This window comes from Legionella sp. km772, assembly GCF_003989735.1.
Taxonomy (GTDB): Bacteria; Pseudomonadota; Gammaproteobacteria; order Legionellales; family Legionellaceae; genus Legionella.
Genome location: NZ_RZGQ01000063.1, coordinates 1 through 16,194, shown reverse-complemented (window position 1 = coordinate 16,194; position 16,194 = coordinate 1). Strand labels below are relative to the sequence as shown.

Genomic DNA, 16,194 nt, shown 5'->3' with positions numbered 1-16,194 from the left:
AAATCAAATAATCACTATAAAGATCAAGCATATCCATTTAATTCCCTCCCTAAAATTAAGGGCGGAATTCTAATGCTTTTTAGTCAAACTACAAGTTTATGTGCGTAACATGAGTTACTGATTACATCAACTCCTGAGGTGGAGTGTGTAGCGGTTCGCTGTTTTTCTAGTTCCAATATCCCCTCTTTCTGTCTTCTAATTGAAGAGGCATCACCTTCATTTGCACGAAGCTCATCAAGGTTGGCATATTCCTCTAAAATTTTAGGTAATCTTTCTTGATATTTTGCATGGGCAAAATGTCGTTTAACGGCCACTGTTCCTGCAAGAATAGCTAAATTAGGATAGGTTGTAGTTAAACGAAGCATGGATTCTTTAAAATAAGCCAAAGTCTCTTCGGAGATAAAACGAGATTGAGCTTCGGTGATACCGTATTCCCGCCATCCAATTATCCATAAGTCATTGGGAAATTGCCGGCTTAGTTGCTTACAAATAACTTCAATACGCTCGCTTATTAACTGTATTTTCTTACTAGCACTTAAATTTTCATATTCACGGAGCGCTATACTGTCAGTTCTCATCATTTCCAAAGCTATAACGACTGTATTCCCAATATTACGGAAGGAGCTGGGGTCTACGGTGGTCGGAGTTAAGGATTCGGTTCTTTTTTTCTTAAGCGGAGGAGATGTGGTAGATTCTGATAACAGTGCTTCGGCCTCGAGTTTTTGCATTAAACTTAGTGCATCCGCCTCATTTAGCTCCACTTGATAGGTCCCAGCTCCTACTCGAACGTCTTTATTAATAAGATGAGGTAAATATTTTTTTAAATAATTACGAATGGCGCTGCTTGCAACCCCGGGTATCATTATATTATTAAACCTTAAAATTATAGGTCTTCCAGGACGAATGAAAAAAGAACATCTACTGTCTATTGGGTTTAATTTATAGGAGTCTTCGGCAAGTTGCTTTAAATGGGTAAAAGGCATAAACCAGGCTTTATGATTAAAAATTAGGCATTATAAATTGTTTTTATGTTTATGCAATATGCTCTTAATTTGCCCTTTTAAGTTAATAATCTGCTACATAGCTCCAATAACTCATTAACGATATTTTTTTTATCTCTTTGTTCTGCTGAACTGCCGCAAAGAAATCCTCTTTGCGTTGATGATTTGAAGCAATAATTACCATATTGGCACATTTCTTAATGGGAATTACTAGAGTATGAGCAAAATGTTCTTTGATTAATTGAAAAATAGCATATTGCTCTTTGGAATTAGCCAAGTTAACTGCTAGAAAGCCATTGGGTTTTAAGGCTCTTTTGCATTGGAGAAAAAAATGACTATTATTGCATTGTTCCGGAAATGAATGGGCATCATAAAGATCAACCATCAGATGGCCAAATTGTTGATGGGTTTGTGCTAAATAGATTTCAGCTGGTTGATGAATAAGTTTTAAATTACTTAGGGTATCAATCATGAAATATTTTTTGGCGATGGTAATAATTTCACTGCTAATCTCTACCACCGTAATAGTGGAAGGTAGAGCGGCAAGTTTATGTATTAAACCAGCCCCACCGAGCCCTAATACACAAGAATCATCGGGAAAGGTTCGTGCCATTAAACTCAGAGCTGGAATGTAATATAAAACGGGGCTTTTAGGGAGGAATTTATTTATAATGGTTTGTAGTACATTACTGTCTAAAGTTAGCCAACGGTACATAAATGCATCGTAGACCTTATAACCTGAAGCAGAGGTGTGAATGCATTTACCGAACTTGATAAACCATCTCATTAAATCAATTCACGCTGAAAAGGATAGATAGACCCTAATTTTAAAATTTGAGTTAATTCATCTAAAGCAAAAAACACTTCATCAATAAGCTGAGGATCCATTAGATCGGTTAATTTTAATTCCGTACGATAATGTTTGAGCACCCACTGCTCTAAACGATCTATTAATTGATTATTAATTAACACTTCTTGATGCATTGCTGCAAGTTCATTTTCATTTAAGGGAATACGAAGACGCAGACAGGCAGGGCCTCCACCATTACGCATGCTTTGCTTTAAATCTAAATGGTAAACGGACGCAATAGGATTACTGCTATCAGTAATCAAATCATCAATACAATTCTTTATCCGCTCATTATTTTGGCATTCAATAGGTGCGACTAAAATCATGGTCTGTTTATTGGGAAGCGTAATGAGCTGCGAATTGAATAAGTAGGTTTCTACAGCCTCCTCAATACTAAGCTGTTGGCTTTTTATTTCGATAATTGTTAAGGGAAACGACGCTTTTTCCTTTAATTCATTCAATACTTTTTTTTGTTCATGTAAGGCTTGCTCATGAATAAGATAGACGTATTCGTTAGCCACTGAAATTACATCATTATGAAAAACTCCTTTGTCAATCGCATCAGGATTTTGGCAAGCAAAAACCACCTTATTAGGGTCAAGAAGGTGATTACGAGCGATTGCTTCGCACGCTTCTCTGGTTTGGCGAGCGGGATAGACTCTAGGTCCAGGGCTATGGGCTTTCATCGCCTTTTTGCCATAGATAAAAAGGTTAATCCCGTCCTCTTTATGACTCATTGCGAAACGATTATGATTGGCTGCGCCTTCATCACTGGTAATAGACGATTTAGGTAGTACTAAATGGTGATGAAAATGTTGAGGGTCAGCGAAAATAGTCGCGAGTAAATGAGAAGAAAAATCAGCTTCATGATGCCGATGTAAATTAGACACTAAATTAGCTGCAGTAAAGTGAACACGCTGATCTTTAGTATCTTTACTGGCTGATACAGTAGCCGCGTTCGCTGTCCACATGCTAGAGGCAGAATAACAGGCATTGAGTAATTCAGGGGCGGTTTTAAATGCTTTGCGGATTTGTTCCTCGGGTGTGCCATGAAAGCCTAATTGATCTAATAAGTGCAAATTGGGGCGTTGATGAGGAGGAAGCACCCCTTGTTTCAAGCCCATATTAAATAGCAAGCGCATTTTTTCAAGGCCTTGCAAGGCCGCAGCTTGTGGGTTTGAATTACTTAGCGCGTTACTAATAGATGCTACATTTCCTGCGGCTAATCCTGCATAATTATGGGTAGGGCCAACTAGTCCATCCATATTAAGTTCATAAACATTCATTTTGTATTATCCAAGCTTAAACCTGGCAGTAACTGTTCAGGTTTACTTAATATCGTTTGCTCCATACTAGCAATAGGGTAAGCACAATAATCTGCTGCAAAATAGGCACTGGGTCGATGATTGCCGCTACAGCCCACACCGCCAAAAGGAAGAGCGCTCGCTGCACCCGTAGTGGGGCGGTTCCAATTGATTAGTCCCGCATGGATTTCTCGATAGAATTGTTGATAATGCTCTTCATTATCACCCAATAGACCAGCGGATAAACCATATTTAGTATTATTAGCAAGATGAAGGGCCTCATCAAAGTCCTGATAACGATAGATTTGTATTAAGGGTGCAAAAATTTCTTCATCCGGTACATTGATGGCTTTACTCATATCAATAATTCCTGGAGATAATAAGCCGGTATAATCGGTAATTAAATTCATTGTTAATAAAGCTTCCCCACCTAATTCAATGAGCGATTTTTGCGCATGTAAATGTTTTAATGCTTGGGTATAACTAATCACAGGCCCCATGAAGGGTTCAGGTTTGTTATCAAAAGGGGCTGCAATTAAGGTTTGACTTGCATGTACCAAGCGGTCTATGAACTCATCGCCTAAAGCGGATTTTGGAACAATGACTCGACGCGCACAGGTACAACGTTGGCCTGCAGTCATAAAAGAGGAGAGCAAGGTATGGTACACCGCTGCATCAATATCCTGTAATTCATCGATGACTAAGGGATTGTTTCCTCCCATTTCTAATGCCAAAATCACTTCTGGTCTAGTACTAAAATGTTGATGAATACGTAGGCCAGTACTGTAACTGCCGGTAAAATAAACACCTTGAATGTTTTGGTTTAATAAGGTTTTCCCACAAGAAGCATCCCCTTGGAGACAATTAATAACGCCACCAGGAAGCCCGCTATTATGCCAACAGTTAATGATAAACTCTGCCACTGCCGGTGTTTGTTCACTGGGTTTATAAAGGACGGTATTTCCCGCTAAAAGAGCAGGGACAATATGACCATTACTCAAATGTGCCGGAAAATTAAAGGCCCCTAATACCACAACCACCCCATGTGGTTTATAACGCAGGCAGGCCTTAGCTTCCGCTGTTTGATTTTCTTTAGGCCATGTTCTTTCCTGATAAGCTTGAATGGAAAGATTAATTTTGCCGATAACTGCGCTAACCTCGGTTTGCGATTCCCACAAGGGTTTGCCAGTTTCCAAAGAAATAAGTTGGGTTAATAGGGTTTTATTTTTTTCTACTTGCTGCGCAAATTCTTTAACGTAACGGCAGCGTTCCTCAAAGCTCAGACCAGACCAAAGAGGTAGTGCTTTGTGGGCAGCATCGTAAGCGGCGTAAATTTCGTCTTGAGTCGCCGCATGACCTTGCCAAAGCAAGTTACCATAGGCTGGATTAATAGACTCGAGAACAGTGCCCTTGCCTTTTAACCAGAGACCATTAATGTATTGTCCACTACTTGTTATGACCGTTGACATTCTTATTCCTTAAGCAATTAAAGAGGGCGCCTGAGTTTGTAGGGGGCCTATCCTTAGTTCATCTCCACATTGTACTTTTAATAAATCGGCTGTTTCTTTGCTTATTGTACAAGTATTTTGTTCTATATTGAGTAAAGCCTTCCCAGTGGTGGCGCGAAAGTTTAATAGGTTATTAGCTAATAAAAAATGGTGATTGCTTACCTCATCACAAATATTTTTAATGACCATGACGCGGCTATTTTCAATGGTTTTGATTTCACTTAAGGGCGCCTCTATCGTAGGTCCAGCATCAAAAATATCAATGTATTTATTATAACGAAAGCCTTCTTTCAATAGAATATTCATGGCTGGCACTGCCGAGGGATGCGGCTTGCCTATCGCATCTTGCGCTTCTTTTGGAAGAAGGGACACATAAATGGGGTTTCTTGGCATGAGATCCGCAATGAATTGCTTATTGGTAGCAAGAGTAAGCGCATCCGCTTTTGCAAAAGGCATATGAAAAAAATGTTCACCGACATGAGTCCAAAAAGGGGATTGTCCTTTTTCGTCACTAACACCTCGTAATTCAGCGATGACTGTAGGCGCAAAACGATGTGGTGCATGTGCCATAAAAAGAAAACGAGCTTTTGATAAAAGTAAGCCATTATTATTTTTGCGGTATTCTGGCATTAAAAATAGGGTGCATATTTCGCTATGACCTTGATTATCATTAACTAAACTTAATACGTTATAGTCGCTTTTTATCTTTAACGAATGACAAATTCTGGTTCTTTTAGACACTTTGTAGGAGTAGAAGGGAACCCGATAACCAATACGCGCTTCTATAGCAGAGGTGCCCACTATTTTGTTGGTTTGCAAATCTTCTAGTACAAACAAATAATATTCGTCGTCGGGTTGTTGTACCTCTTTTTGATAGGATTTAGTAGACCATAATATCCGTTTGATTAGTAATTTTTTATTTTTTGGTAAGGTGGTCATACCGACGCCACTATTTTTTGCTAAAAAATTAATTTGTTCAATATCTGATTCAAGAGCGCAGCGAAATAACATCATTTTTTTAAATCCTCAAGTCCGCCTTGGGCGAGATCCATTAAAAGTAGGGCACTTAATGATGCGCGCTCCGATAAACTATCTAATAAAATATATTCATCGGCGCTATGAATAGCTCCACCTCTAACACCCAAGGTATCCAGTACTGCTAATCCATGTTGTGCTAAGTTATTTCCATCACAGCAACCCCCACTGTCTTTCCAATCTAAGGTTATACCTAATTCGGTACTTAAGGCTTGTAAACGAGCAAAAAGGCGTTCTGTGCCTGGGCCGACTCGTTTGACGGGTCTACTAAATTCCCCATGCACGGTTAGAGCATAATCGTTACGCCTTAAGTGGCTAATAATTCCATCTAAGTGCTCTCTTACCCACAATTCATCTTCTGCTTTAGCAATACGTATATCCAATTGAGCTACTGCTTTGTCTGGAACCACATTTAGAGCTTCGCCTCCAGCGATCTTACCGACATTAATAGTCACGCCATCTCGTTGACCATTTAAGGCATGAATGGCAGTAATCGCTTCGGCTAAATAACAAATAGCATTTCTGCCTTCATCAAAAGCACGTCCAGCATGGGCAGCTTTTCCCTGTGAGACTATAGTTAACTTACCACTGCCTTTGCGGTTTTTTGCTAAGGTTCCAGTTGGTGTCATCGCAGGTTCATAAACTAAAGCTACGTTATAATTAGGTCCTAATTCATCCAGTAAGCTTTTTGATGCTAAAGAACCTATTTCTTCATCGGAGTTGATAAATACATCCCAACCTAATTTGGAGGCATGCTCGGTTTGTTCGAATGCCATCAGTGCATACAACATCACAATTAAACCTCCCTTCATATCGGCAACCCCCGGACCATTAACATAATTAGCATTAATGTAAGTCAGTTTTTGAAAGGGGTTAGTCGCCGCGTAGACGGTATCCATATGTCCACTTAACAAAATGCGGCGTTTTAATTCAGGTCTTTTGCTAATTAACAATGCATCACCATAATGATGTACAGAAGTGCTTCCTTGCATATTAATTAACGACAAGGGGGTTAATTTTTTTAACTGGATACTATCAGCGAGAGGTTGATAGGCGTATTCTAAAGCTTTTGCCATTAAAGCAAGACCGCTAAGATTGGTGGTGCCTGAGTTTATTTCACAAAAATGGTGAAGATCATTTACCATCTTTTCCTGATATGACTTTATTGTATGGATTAGCTCTTTATATGACTTCAGCATGCTTTCAGCCCTAAAACTAAAGAATAAACAATATATTAACTAGGATGAGTCGTCAATTAAGCGCTTATGTAAAGTATAGAATTATATGAGCGAAATATTTACAAAAAATTTTAAATTTGAACTATTATTTGAATAGGAGCCAAAATAAGAGGAGATAACTACCATCTCCTGGGGAACTCGGATTAAGAATGCTTTTCTAGGCATTGGCGTGGGTATTGTATTGATAATTGCTGCGATTATCTTAATTTTTTGGAATGAGAAGCATAGTTTACACATGGCAGAGTCTTTACAAGAGGCGCAAAAAATCTTAGTGACTGTACCTAACTCGCCCATTAATCCCCAAAATAATTCTAAAGTGGTTTATTTTACCGGACTTGCGACCACCACGGATAAATTAATCGATAGCACTTTGGGGGTTGATGTCAATGCGATTAATCTTGACCGTAAAGTAGAAATGTATCAGTGGGAAGAACATGTTAAAACAGAGACTCAATCGCAAATGGGAGGAAGTGAAAAACAAATTAAGACCTATAATTACACAAAAACCTGGTCAGATAATTTAATCGATAGTTCTAATTTTAAAGACCAAGAAGGGCATCAAAATCCCACCTCTATGCCCGTAGAGTCTCGGTCTCAATACGCAGAGAAAGTCACGGTAGGCGATTTTATCTTACCCCGCTCCTTGCTTAGCGAAATTGATGTCAGTAAGCCGATAGAATTAACCGAGGCTAATAAAGATAAATTAAAAGCAAAGCTCAATAAACCAGTAGAATTGGTCAACAATCAACTTTATGTTGGGGCCGATCCGCAAAATCCACAATTAGGTGATTTAAAAATTACGAGCACCGTTGTCTATCCGCAAGATGTGAGCATTATTGCCCAGCAATCAGGTACTACTATACAGCCTTATTTAGCACCTGCGGGAGAATCAATTATGCTCTTAACTACAGGAACAGTCTCTTCCATACAAATGATTAGAAATGCTCTCGATGAAAATAAAATGTTGGCCTGGATACTTCGAGGAGTCTCCTTATTAATGCTTGTTATTGGTTTCTCCCTTCTATTGGGACCTTTAGTAGCCTTAGCGGACGTATTACCCTTTTTGGGCAGTATTGTGGGGTTCGGTACGGGGTTTATAGGATTTGTTCTTGGTTTGGCTGTTTGGGTTATTGCTACTTCGATAGCTTGGTTTGCTACAAGGCCTATCCTCGCAGTGGGTATTACAGCTGTTGTATTGGTTTTAAGCTATATGTTAATCAAAATGAAACAAACAAAGAGGGTTTGATTATTTTGCACCCTGGTTTGATTAACTTTAGGACTGATATGGTTTAATAAAAACCATATTGTTTTTTTATTCTATAATATAAGGAACATGGTTAGCATGGAAGTTTTGGCGCATGAAACCTCATTCATTAAAGGAGTTATTCGATAAAGCAACTCGCTCAGTTCGATTCTATTCCTTGGATGACTTGGAACGAACCCCAAGTTTACATGCCCGAGCTACTGCCATTAAAGAACAACTTCATGCTCGAAAATCAATTAGGGAGCGGGAGCAACAAAATAAAGAAGAATACCTTGCTTTTCTAGATTTATTTGATAAGGACCCTGTTTTCCGTTTTAAAGTGACGCAGCAATATCATTTACTGCGGGCTTTATTCGAAGATCCCCATCTAAAAGCGCAATGGCAAGCTTTTTTAGACGATGTGGAGCAAGCAGACAAAAATAAAAAACGGGTAATCAATGAATGGACGGAATATGCTCAAGCGAAAACACAAGAACTGCATAACCAATCTCTAGCGCAAGCTAATAATTCATCCTTTCAGTGGACCCACCCCAAAACTCATGCGTCCGAGATGGAGCAATGGGCACATTATGAGCGCGAGTTACAAAGAGTTAGCTTTAACTATCACCAAGAACGTGCGGCAGTTCATCTAAAAGCAGCTAATGCCCACATCAATCATTTAGATGGTGTAATAGAACATCTACGTAACCAAGCAAATGAAAATACTGACTTAATCCAACATTTAGAAAACCAGCGGGAGAGAGCGCATGCGCGAAGAGAACATTTGCTAAACGCAAAGCCCCATCATTCAAAGCACCCGCATAGTCTAGTAGCTATGCAAAAATATGAACAAGAATGTCAATCATTAAAAAAAGACATTCAAGCTGTTCTCCATGAGTTACATCACCATCCCAAAGCACAAAGTAAAGAGATTGCTATAATTCTACATAAGCACGATGAGTCCGTTCAACAAGAGCAAGAAGAGCTCAGACAGCTTGATAAGGCTTATGAAGAGCAAAGTAAGATTCTTATTGCCCAGATAGAAACGAAAAAAGCAGCGGCTATAGCGAAATTGGTCGAAAAAATAGATAACTCGATTATAAAATTGGTGCATGCGCAAGGAGGGGTAAAACTTTCTGCAGAAGATCGCATCGCTTTCGAACAGTCTGTTGCGAGCTTGGAACGCTTGAAAACTGCGCTGCAAGGGAATCAGGATTTTGCTAGCGTACAGGCTATTGAAAATGAACTTCATAAAGAATTACATCAGATAAATTATCTTTTATCGGAAAAGGTTATGGCACCTTTACACCATGAAATAATGGAGCAGGAGGCCGAATACCAAAGTGATGAATTAGAATTATCAAAGCCTTCTACGCCGGAAATTGAGCAAAATTCAGAATCAAATCCAAGTCCCTTAATCCCCTCTACAAGCCCTGCACTCGAACAGTCCGTTGTTTCCCCGTCTCCCATAATTCCTCTCGTCTCCACCCAACAGCAACTACGGGAGCATTTACAAGATTTACGTATGGAAAAACCCGTTGGCCGTGCCCTAAGTGATATAGGACAGACAATAACTAGCCTTAGTCAATCTGGTAAAATGGCCGCTGAAGCACAAGGCCCTATAGAAGAAATTCAAAAAATAACATTAAAAATAAGAGGCTTATCTGAAAAAGATGATGTTTCCCTTGAGTTTCTTGAGGAGCTTAATGATAAGTTAAGTGAATTGGTCGTTATCCATCCAGAATTTACCAAGATACAAAAGAAATTAAATGAAATTATTGATGAACAAGAGCTAGAATTGCCACCCATTTCTAATAGAAGTTGATTCTCAGATTTTCTTTTTTGGGCAAATATTGTATACTCCGCGCTTTGTATATTATAAGGAAAGTAAATGCCAACCAAAGCTTTGTTTGATCTCGTTAGCGCAAAAAAATATTCTGAAGCTACAGCACTGCTTCGCGAAAATCCGGATTGGGTTAATGCAATTGAGGATGAGTCAAAAGAATCCCTTTTGCAATATTGCACCTACCGAACAAGTCTTACCGATGGCTCTACTGACTTCATGGAACAGGTTCTAACTCATCCGAAGCTTGCTTTCACATTTGTAGATTCTAGTGGTGAGACGAATCAGCATACTTTGATCCGCTCAAATAGAATGGATTTGATTAAGCATGTGCTGAATAGACCTGAGTTTCTTCTTCTTGGAGGCGAGCTTAGTCTTCTTGCCGCAGAAAAAACTGAAAAAGCGGCTTTAAGTGCTGTAGGTCGGGCTGAAAAGCGTAAAAAGCCTGTTGAGGAAATCTCGAAGCTCACAACTGATTACCATGCGGCACAAGAAGTAACTTTAGCCATTAAGCAAGCCACGTTAGCCTTAGCATCTACGATAAAGGTAGCATTGACTCCTGAACATGTAGTATTACTTGAAAACCTACAAGCAACTAATGCAACTCCTAAGACCATTGCCCCAGTTGCTGTAACTGCTAGTGTTGCGGCTGCCAAAGGCCCAGGTTTTTTTACTCCCTCTAAAGAAACACTCGAGTTGAAGGAAGCTGAAGAGGCTTTAAAAAACCTAAACCTTGAGTATGCTAAAGCGCGTGCTGCAATTCATCAAAAGGGTATTAATGAAGCTGTAGAGGCCTTAGATAAAGTTGCTGCTACCTCATCATTCACCTATAAATAACCCTATCCTCCTTTGGCTTCCCGCTTCAGCGGGAAGCGCTCGATTGGTCCTTGAACCTGTTAACAGGGATTGATGTACTATTTAAAAACTCTCTAGGTAGGATTTAGGGGCGTTGTGGTGGGGGCTCTGCGACCGAGCAATCCTATGACCTTAAAATCACCAATGATCAACTGAGTTTGGTAAAGATCCTCTCATAAAGGTTATCTTTTCAATCAAAGTTAATTTTTTTTGAGCCGTATTATATTGTTTCTTTTTACGGTGAAGTCTCCCCTGCCTTCGCAGGGAGAGAGTAAGAATAGGTGCAGAGTATTAGTGATAGGAATAAGTGCTGGAGTCTTCCATCAACTCAATTGGAGGGGCTGAAGGTTTGGGCATGGTTCCATGGGCGTGATAGGGGACCAAGGAAAAAAAGCTATTTCGGTTCATTGCATCATAAGAAGGGGGGATATCCCATTTTGATGCCGATGAAGTAGTGTGGTGTAAAGCTTTTCCTGGTTCAATAGATTCTGCTTGATGAAGTGCTTCCTGAGCCAGCAATCTTTTTTCTTGTAACAATACCTTCTGCTCTATTTGGTTTTGGCGGTTTTCGTCAAGTGCTTTAAGATAACTGGGAATGGTTTGATTTTGTAATTCAGTTATCTCGCTGTTATTTTTTTCCATTTGAGCGATATTAGACCTAATGGTGTTTTCATTGCCTATTAGGTCTCGACCATTCCCAGCGGCTTTAGCGCCATAAACTAAGGCTGTAATTCCCAATCCAAAACTGGTTGCAAAGGAAAGACCGGGGATTATGGATAGTAGAGTGTAGAATAGAACGGGTGTTAAGCTCACTGCAAGAACACCACTAAGTGCTAATACTAAGGGAATACTTGTTACTAGAGCTAACCCTGCTAAAATCCACGCGGGCAAACTAAACTTATCTCTTCTTTGATTATTTTCCAGCTGAGCTTGAGCTAATTGCGTATTTTTTAAGGAAAGATCACTGTTTTGTCTTAATAAATAGGGAGTTGTTTGTTTTAACAAAATGACTCGCGCATTCGCTTTTTGTAACTGGTCTTGGCTAAAGGAGATACCGTCAAGGGTTCGATTAAGTTGATCTTGGAGGCTATCTGCAAGCTCTGTATAAGTTTGATATTGCTTTCTAAGCGCTAGAATTGTTTGCAATGCTTCTTTTTCCGGGGCAGAGTAAGTCAAGGCGCTTAATGAAGACTCTAGCTCTTGAATGAAGCTAGGATAGTTTGACTGTTGTGCTTCCTTGGTTAAGCTAGCACATTTTGCGCTAAGGGTGTTATGAGCAGCCTTAATGTCACTTTGTAATACTTTATAGTTAGAAGACGTTAATGCATCAGCAATAGTGACTCCTGATTTTTGCTGGGCTAGATGGAGTTGTGCTTCTAATCGTTTTTCGCGCTCTCTACGTTGTGCTTTTCGTTGTTGTTCTCGAACTTCCACTTGGCTTAATGCGCTATTCATTTGGATAAGTTTTAAACCGATAGCAGATAATTGTTGACGTATATTGTCTGCTTGCAGGACATCAGGGGATATAGCTTTAGCGCTTTGTGAACTGGGGTGGGAATGCGTAGGACTCGTTGTTTCACTAGAATGTCTATGTTCATGGGTACGTCCAGTAGTTTCACTTGGATGTCCATGTTCATGTGCACCTTGGGTTTGAGGGGCTGATTCACTGGGATGGCTATGCTCGTTAACAGTTTGCCCGCCGGTAGTACTGGGATGCCCGTGTTGGTGGGTATTCACTTCCTGAGCTTTGCGTACAGCGATTTGCTGTTCAAGTAGCCGCAGCTGAAGCTCTAATTGTTGTTGCAAGCTTATGGTAATTGCGCGATCATTAATTAAACGCACGCGCTCAAGATCGTCTTTATCACTGTTGCGCTCATCTAGTTGACTGTTGCTTTGATCTTCACGCTTCTGGTTTTCTAATGCTTTGCGTTCTAAGTTAGCTTTAGCTTCCTCTTTATCAGTCGCTTCTATCTTATTGAGCTCCATTACAATTGCATCGTGAATTTCATCAAGAGGCTTGCGGGCGGTAATATAAGATTTCAGAACAGAAAAGGGGATGTTGGTATGAGTAAGGAAGTGTTGAATACGAGTTACTAATTGCTGATGTACATTGTAACTGGAAAGAGGCATATTTTTCTCCAAATGATCAACTTGCGGCATTTTAAGTCATTTGAAGATTTAAAGCAATTTTAAATTAAAAGGGGGAAGCGAAGTAGCAACCTAGGGGGTAAGAAGAGTAGAGATATCAAAATCAGGTTCTGGTGCATTATGGTTCTTATCAAATAAAGATAAACGCTCCCTTGAGCTAGGGACGATTCCTTGAGCTTGAACTAAACAGTCATTTAATTGCTTCTGGGTTTTTTCGACTGTTTTAAGCAAATCATCCCTTAAGTGCTCTTCTTTGCTTATTTGTTTTTCTAGGGTAGGTATACTGATTAATTCTAATTCTTTGAGATCTACTTCCTTGTTGCTTTCTTGTTTTAAATTCGAACTTATATCAAGTTTATTGTTTTTAATCGCATCCGTTGCTTCTTTAATTTTAAAAAAATAGACTAAAGAGGCAATAGCCAAACCAAGCGTGCAAAGCAAGCATAATGCGGGAGGAATAGCTACTAGGCAATAAAGTACAACAGGTGTAAAAAATGAAAAGCTGCCATTTAAAGCAAGTATTAAAGGAATTGAAAGTATGCAGCTTAAGCCCAATGAAAGCAGAGAAAAGGCATTTAATCGTTTTTGTATGGGTCTGTTTTTTGCTAAAGAGTCATATAATGTTTTAATTTTCTTAGTTAGTTCCTCATTGCTTATCGAAGGACTTTGTTTTATTAATAGCCTTACTTTGTCTTTTAATCCGTGCAATTGGACTAACAAAGTGCTAATTAAATTTTTTTTCTTAGCTAGACTTGCTTGAAAGAGGATTAAATCGCTTGTGTGTTCACTATGTTTTTGGCGAAGTTTGAGAATCGCCTGCATGGCCGTTTTTTCATGAATGTTTAATGGCATTAAAGGAAGTTCCTCTGCTAATTGCTGAAGGAATAAGCTGAAATGCATACGTTCAGCAATTGAATTGAGTTGAGCCTTTTTCTTTTTTAAACTTTGGCTATGAATGACACAGTTTTTGTGGAAGAGTTCTCGATTTTTGTCAGATAGACATTGCTCAATATTTTGTTGGCTATGCTGATAAGCAACTCCTGCTTGTTTTCGTTGATTTCGAACTTGTTCTTGCAGTTTATACAAATTAGCCCTCTCTTCTATCTTTTGGAGTTTATCATGAATTATTTTTCGCTTTTCGCTTAAAAAATGAATTTTCATTTCATATTGTTGGATGGCATATTGCCATTGATTAGTTTGCTGATAAGAGGAATAACGACCTATGGTTATTTGTGATAGAGCAGTTTGATTCATTTTTTGAATCAACTCTTGCTGTTCTTCTAATTGCTGTTTGATGCTACTTGCAATTTTTTTTAATTCTTGGTTATAACGGACTTTTAGTTGCTCATCTTTTGCCTTTTTTAATAACTCGCTTTTTTTATCGTGCTCATCTTCTGAACATTGTTTTTTATAGCTCTCAGCCTCTAAATTATGTTTTATTTTTTCAAGATCAGCGGTTTCTGCTTTGGACAAACGATCATCCACCCGAATAAGGAGTTCAGTTATTGATTTCTTTTCTAAAACAAGCTCTTTTAGTTGCGCAAAATTCCAATTCGTCGTGCAAATATAATTCTTGATTTGTTCAATTAGGCATTCTTCTACATTAAAATTAGCCAAAACCATAGTCCCTCCGGATGTCTAATTAAAAATGAGCGGCAATTTCCCTTAGCGCTTTAGATAAGGTAATTTATTTTAAATAGTAATGGAGTTTACATCGGGTGACAATGGTGACAAACCGGCACTAATATTCGCTTCTTCTTTTTCAGCTATAGTCACAATATAGCTGCGTAACCTATCACGATCAGCGACAAAAAAACCGGTGTTTATTTTGGCTTGGGCTTGTTCAACCAGTGAGAAAGAAAAGAGAATTACTCCAAGAAAGCCTAGCATTAGACCTGCAAGTATCTGTAAAAGTGGATGATTAACTTTTAATTCCTGAGCTAAATTCTTATAGGCATTGATAGACGCCATAGTCGGTTTTTCGGATAAAAATTGACTACTCCGACTAATGACCTCTAATAACAGCCTTTGTCCATTTACCTTCTGTTCATAAAGCTGTTTAGCAGTCGCTAGTAATTGATGCCCGTCGGTATTAATTTGCGTTTTTGATAATTTTTTTAATTGCTGTTCATATTGTTGTAAACGAAGGTGTAATAAATGTGAAACTCTTGAATGGGGACAATTCATATCACGCCAATAAATGAGCCATGATTTCCTCTGGTCTTGAATTAGATCCTGGTAATTTGCATTGACAAAGCAATCGATAGCATTCCATAAAATACGGCGGTGGAAATTCATTCCCCGCCCTTTTACATTAGCGGCGGCGATATCTAAATCGCGTTCGAATTCATCTTTACTAATAGGTTGGCCAAAGTTAAAGGATTGATGTAGGTTAAAATAAAGTGAAGAAACCGTTCCCCGATCAATAGCATCTTTGCAAGAGAAATTGTAACTGTTTGGTTTTAATTTATTGATAATGTAACGAGTAAGCTCAAATTTGGTGAAGTGTAACCAAACGGACTGTCTTTTGGCAGGGGATAAATAATCTCCAGGTTTCAGGCCCATGCTTAAAAAACTATTGGTGAGTAACTTTTTTATCTCCTGCGCTTGGTTTGACTCATTACCAAATAATAAGGTTCGTACTTTAGGGCTAATCTTAAAATCTACTACTCCACTTGGATGGTGTTCGGAGTTTGCAAGCGTAAATAACTCACGAAATACTTTAGAATAGGGAAGATCGCCAATGATCATTTTATACTCTTCGGCATTCATTAAGCCTTGACTCGCGGGTAGGGTGATTACCACAGTTTTTAAAGTGGATTCTCCTTCTAATTGATGCAACGCTCTAGTAAGCTCTTTTTCATTAGCTCCTGGAAGATCGAATTGGTCACGATCTAGTCCTAGATTATTAAAATAAATATGATTAATGAGCTGCGTGGCGGGAGTGCGTTTTGCGCTAATTGCAAGCCAACGTTTAAATAAAGGACTAACACGTACTTCACCTTGATGACGTTGGGCTTGAGTACTAAATCGATACTCCGTATGTCCTAAATTACTCATGTTACGCACATAAACTTGTAGTTTGACTAAAAAGCATTAGAATTCCGCCCTTAATTTTAGGGAGGGAATTAAATGGATATGCTTGATCTTTATAGTGATTATTTGATTT

General features: G+C 38.9%; 12 protein-coding genes. 3 read left to right on the top strand and 9 right to left on the bottom strand.

Annotated elements, in window-relative coordinates:
- Positions 1–83: 83 nt before the first annotated feature.
- From ELY15_RS08215 to ELY15_RS08190, 6 genes are all read right to left on the bottom strand, one after another.
- Positions 84–983: a hypothetical protein gene (locus tag ELY15_RS08215; RefSeq protein WP_127099185.1), complete on the bottom strand. Its 900-nt coding sequence runs from the start codon at positions 981–983 to the stop codon at positions 84–86.
- Positions 984–1,065: 82 nt separating this feature from the next.
- A complete protein-coding gene (locus tag ELY15_RS08210) occupies positions 1,066–1,788 on the bottom strand; it encodes a spermidine synthase (protein ID WP_127099184.1) in 723 nt (240 codons plus the stop codon).
- Complete coding sequence (gene astB, locus ELY15_RS08205) at positions 1,788–3,137, bottom strand: N-succinylarginine dihydrolase (RefSeq protein WP_127099183.1); 1,350 nt, start codon at positions 3,135–3,137, stop codon at positions 1,788–1,790. The genes ELY15_RS08210 and astB overlap by 1 nt, the downstream gene beginning before the upstream one ends.
- Positions 3,134–4,624: a succinylglutamate-semialdehyde dehydrogenase gene (astD, locus tag ELY15_RS08200; protein WP_127099182.1), complete on the bottom strand. Its 1,491-nt coding sequence runs from the start codon at positions 4,622–4,624 to the stop codon at positions 3,134–3,136. Before astD ends, astB begins: the two co-directional genes overlap by 4 nt.
- A gap of 9 nt (positions 4,625–4,633) precedes the next feature.
- Positions 4,634–5,677 (bottom strand): arginine N-succinyltransferase, encoded by a 1,044-nt coding sequence (locus ELY15_RS08195; protein WP_127099181.1) that lies wholly within the window; start codon positions 5,675–5,677, stop codon positions 4,634–4,636.
- Entirely contained in the window at positions 5,674–6,897 is a 1,224-nt protein-coding gene (locus ELY15_RS08190; protein ID WP_127099180.1) for a hydrolase, read from the bottom strand. Before ELY15_RS08190 ends, ELY15_RS08195 begins: the two co-directional genes overlap by 4 nt.
- A gap of 208 nt (positions 6,898–7,105) precedes the next feature.
- Between ELY15_RS08190 and ELY15_RS08185 the strand changes: the two genes are divergently transcribed.
- The 3 genes from ELY15_RS08185 (at position 7,106) to ELY15_RS08175 (ending at position 10,859) form a co-directional block, all read left to right on the top strand.
- Positions 7,106–8,182 (top strand): TMEM43 family protein, encoded by a 1,077-nt coding sequence (locus ELY15_RS08185; RefSeq protein ID WP_233586574.1) that lies wholly within the window; start codon positions 7,106–7,108, stop codon positions 8,180–8,182.
- Positions 8,183–8,294: 112 nt separating this feature from the next.
- A complete protein-coding gene (locus ELY15_RS08180; protein WP_127099178.1) occupies positions 8,295–10,004 on the top strand; it encodes a hypothetical protein in 1,710 nt (569 codons plus the stop codon).
- 66 nt (positions 10,005–10,070) lie between these two features.
- On the top strand, positions 10,071–10,859 hold the full coding sequence (locus ELY15_RS08175; protein ID WP_127099177.1) for a hypothetical protein: 789 nt from the start codon (positions 10,071–10,073) through the stop codon (positions 10,857–10,859).
- A 309-nt stretch (positions 10,860–11,168) separates the two neighbouring features.
- On the opposite strand, the gene ELY15_RS08170 is transcribed toward ELY15_RS08175, so the two are convergent.
- The 3 genes from ELY15_RS08170 to ELY15_RS08160 form a co-directional block, all read right to left on the bottom strand.
- Complete coding sequence (locus ELY15_RS08170; protein ID WP_127099176.1) at positions 11,169–13,037, bottom strand: hypothetical protein; 1,869 nt, start codon at positions 13,035–13,037, stop codon at positions 11,169–11,171.
- 60 nt (positions 13,038–13,097) lie between these two features.
- Positions 13,098–14,642, bottom strand: coding sequence for a hypothetical protein (locus ELY15_RS08165; RefSeq protein ID WP_127099175.1), 1,545 nt, complete (start codon positions 14,640–14,642; stop codon positions 13,098–13,100).
- A gap of 75 nt (positions 14,643–14,717) precedes the next feature.
- Complete coding sequence (locus ELY15_RS08160; RefSeq protein ID WP_127099174.1) at positions 14,718–16,085, bottom strand: hypothetical protein; 1,368 nt, start codon at positions 16,083–16,085, stop codon at positions 14,718–14,720.
- Positions 16,086–16,194: the final 109 nt, after the last annotated feature.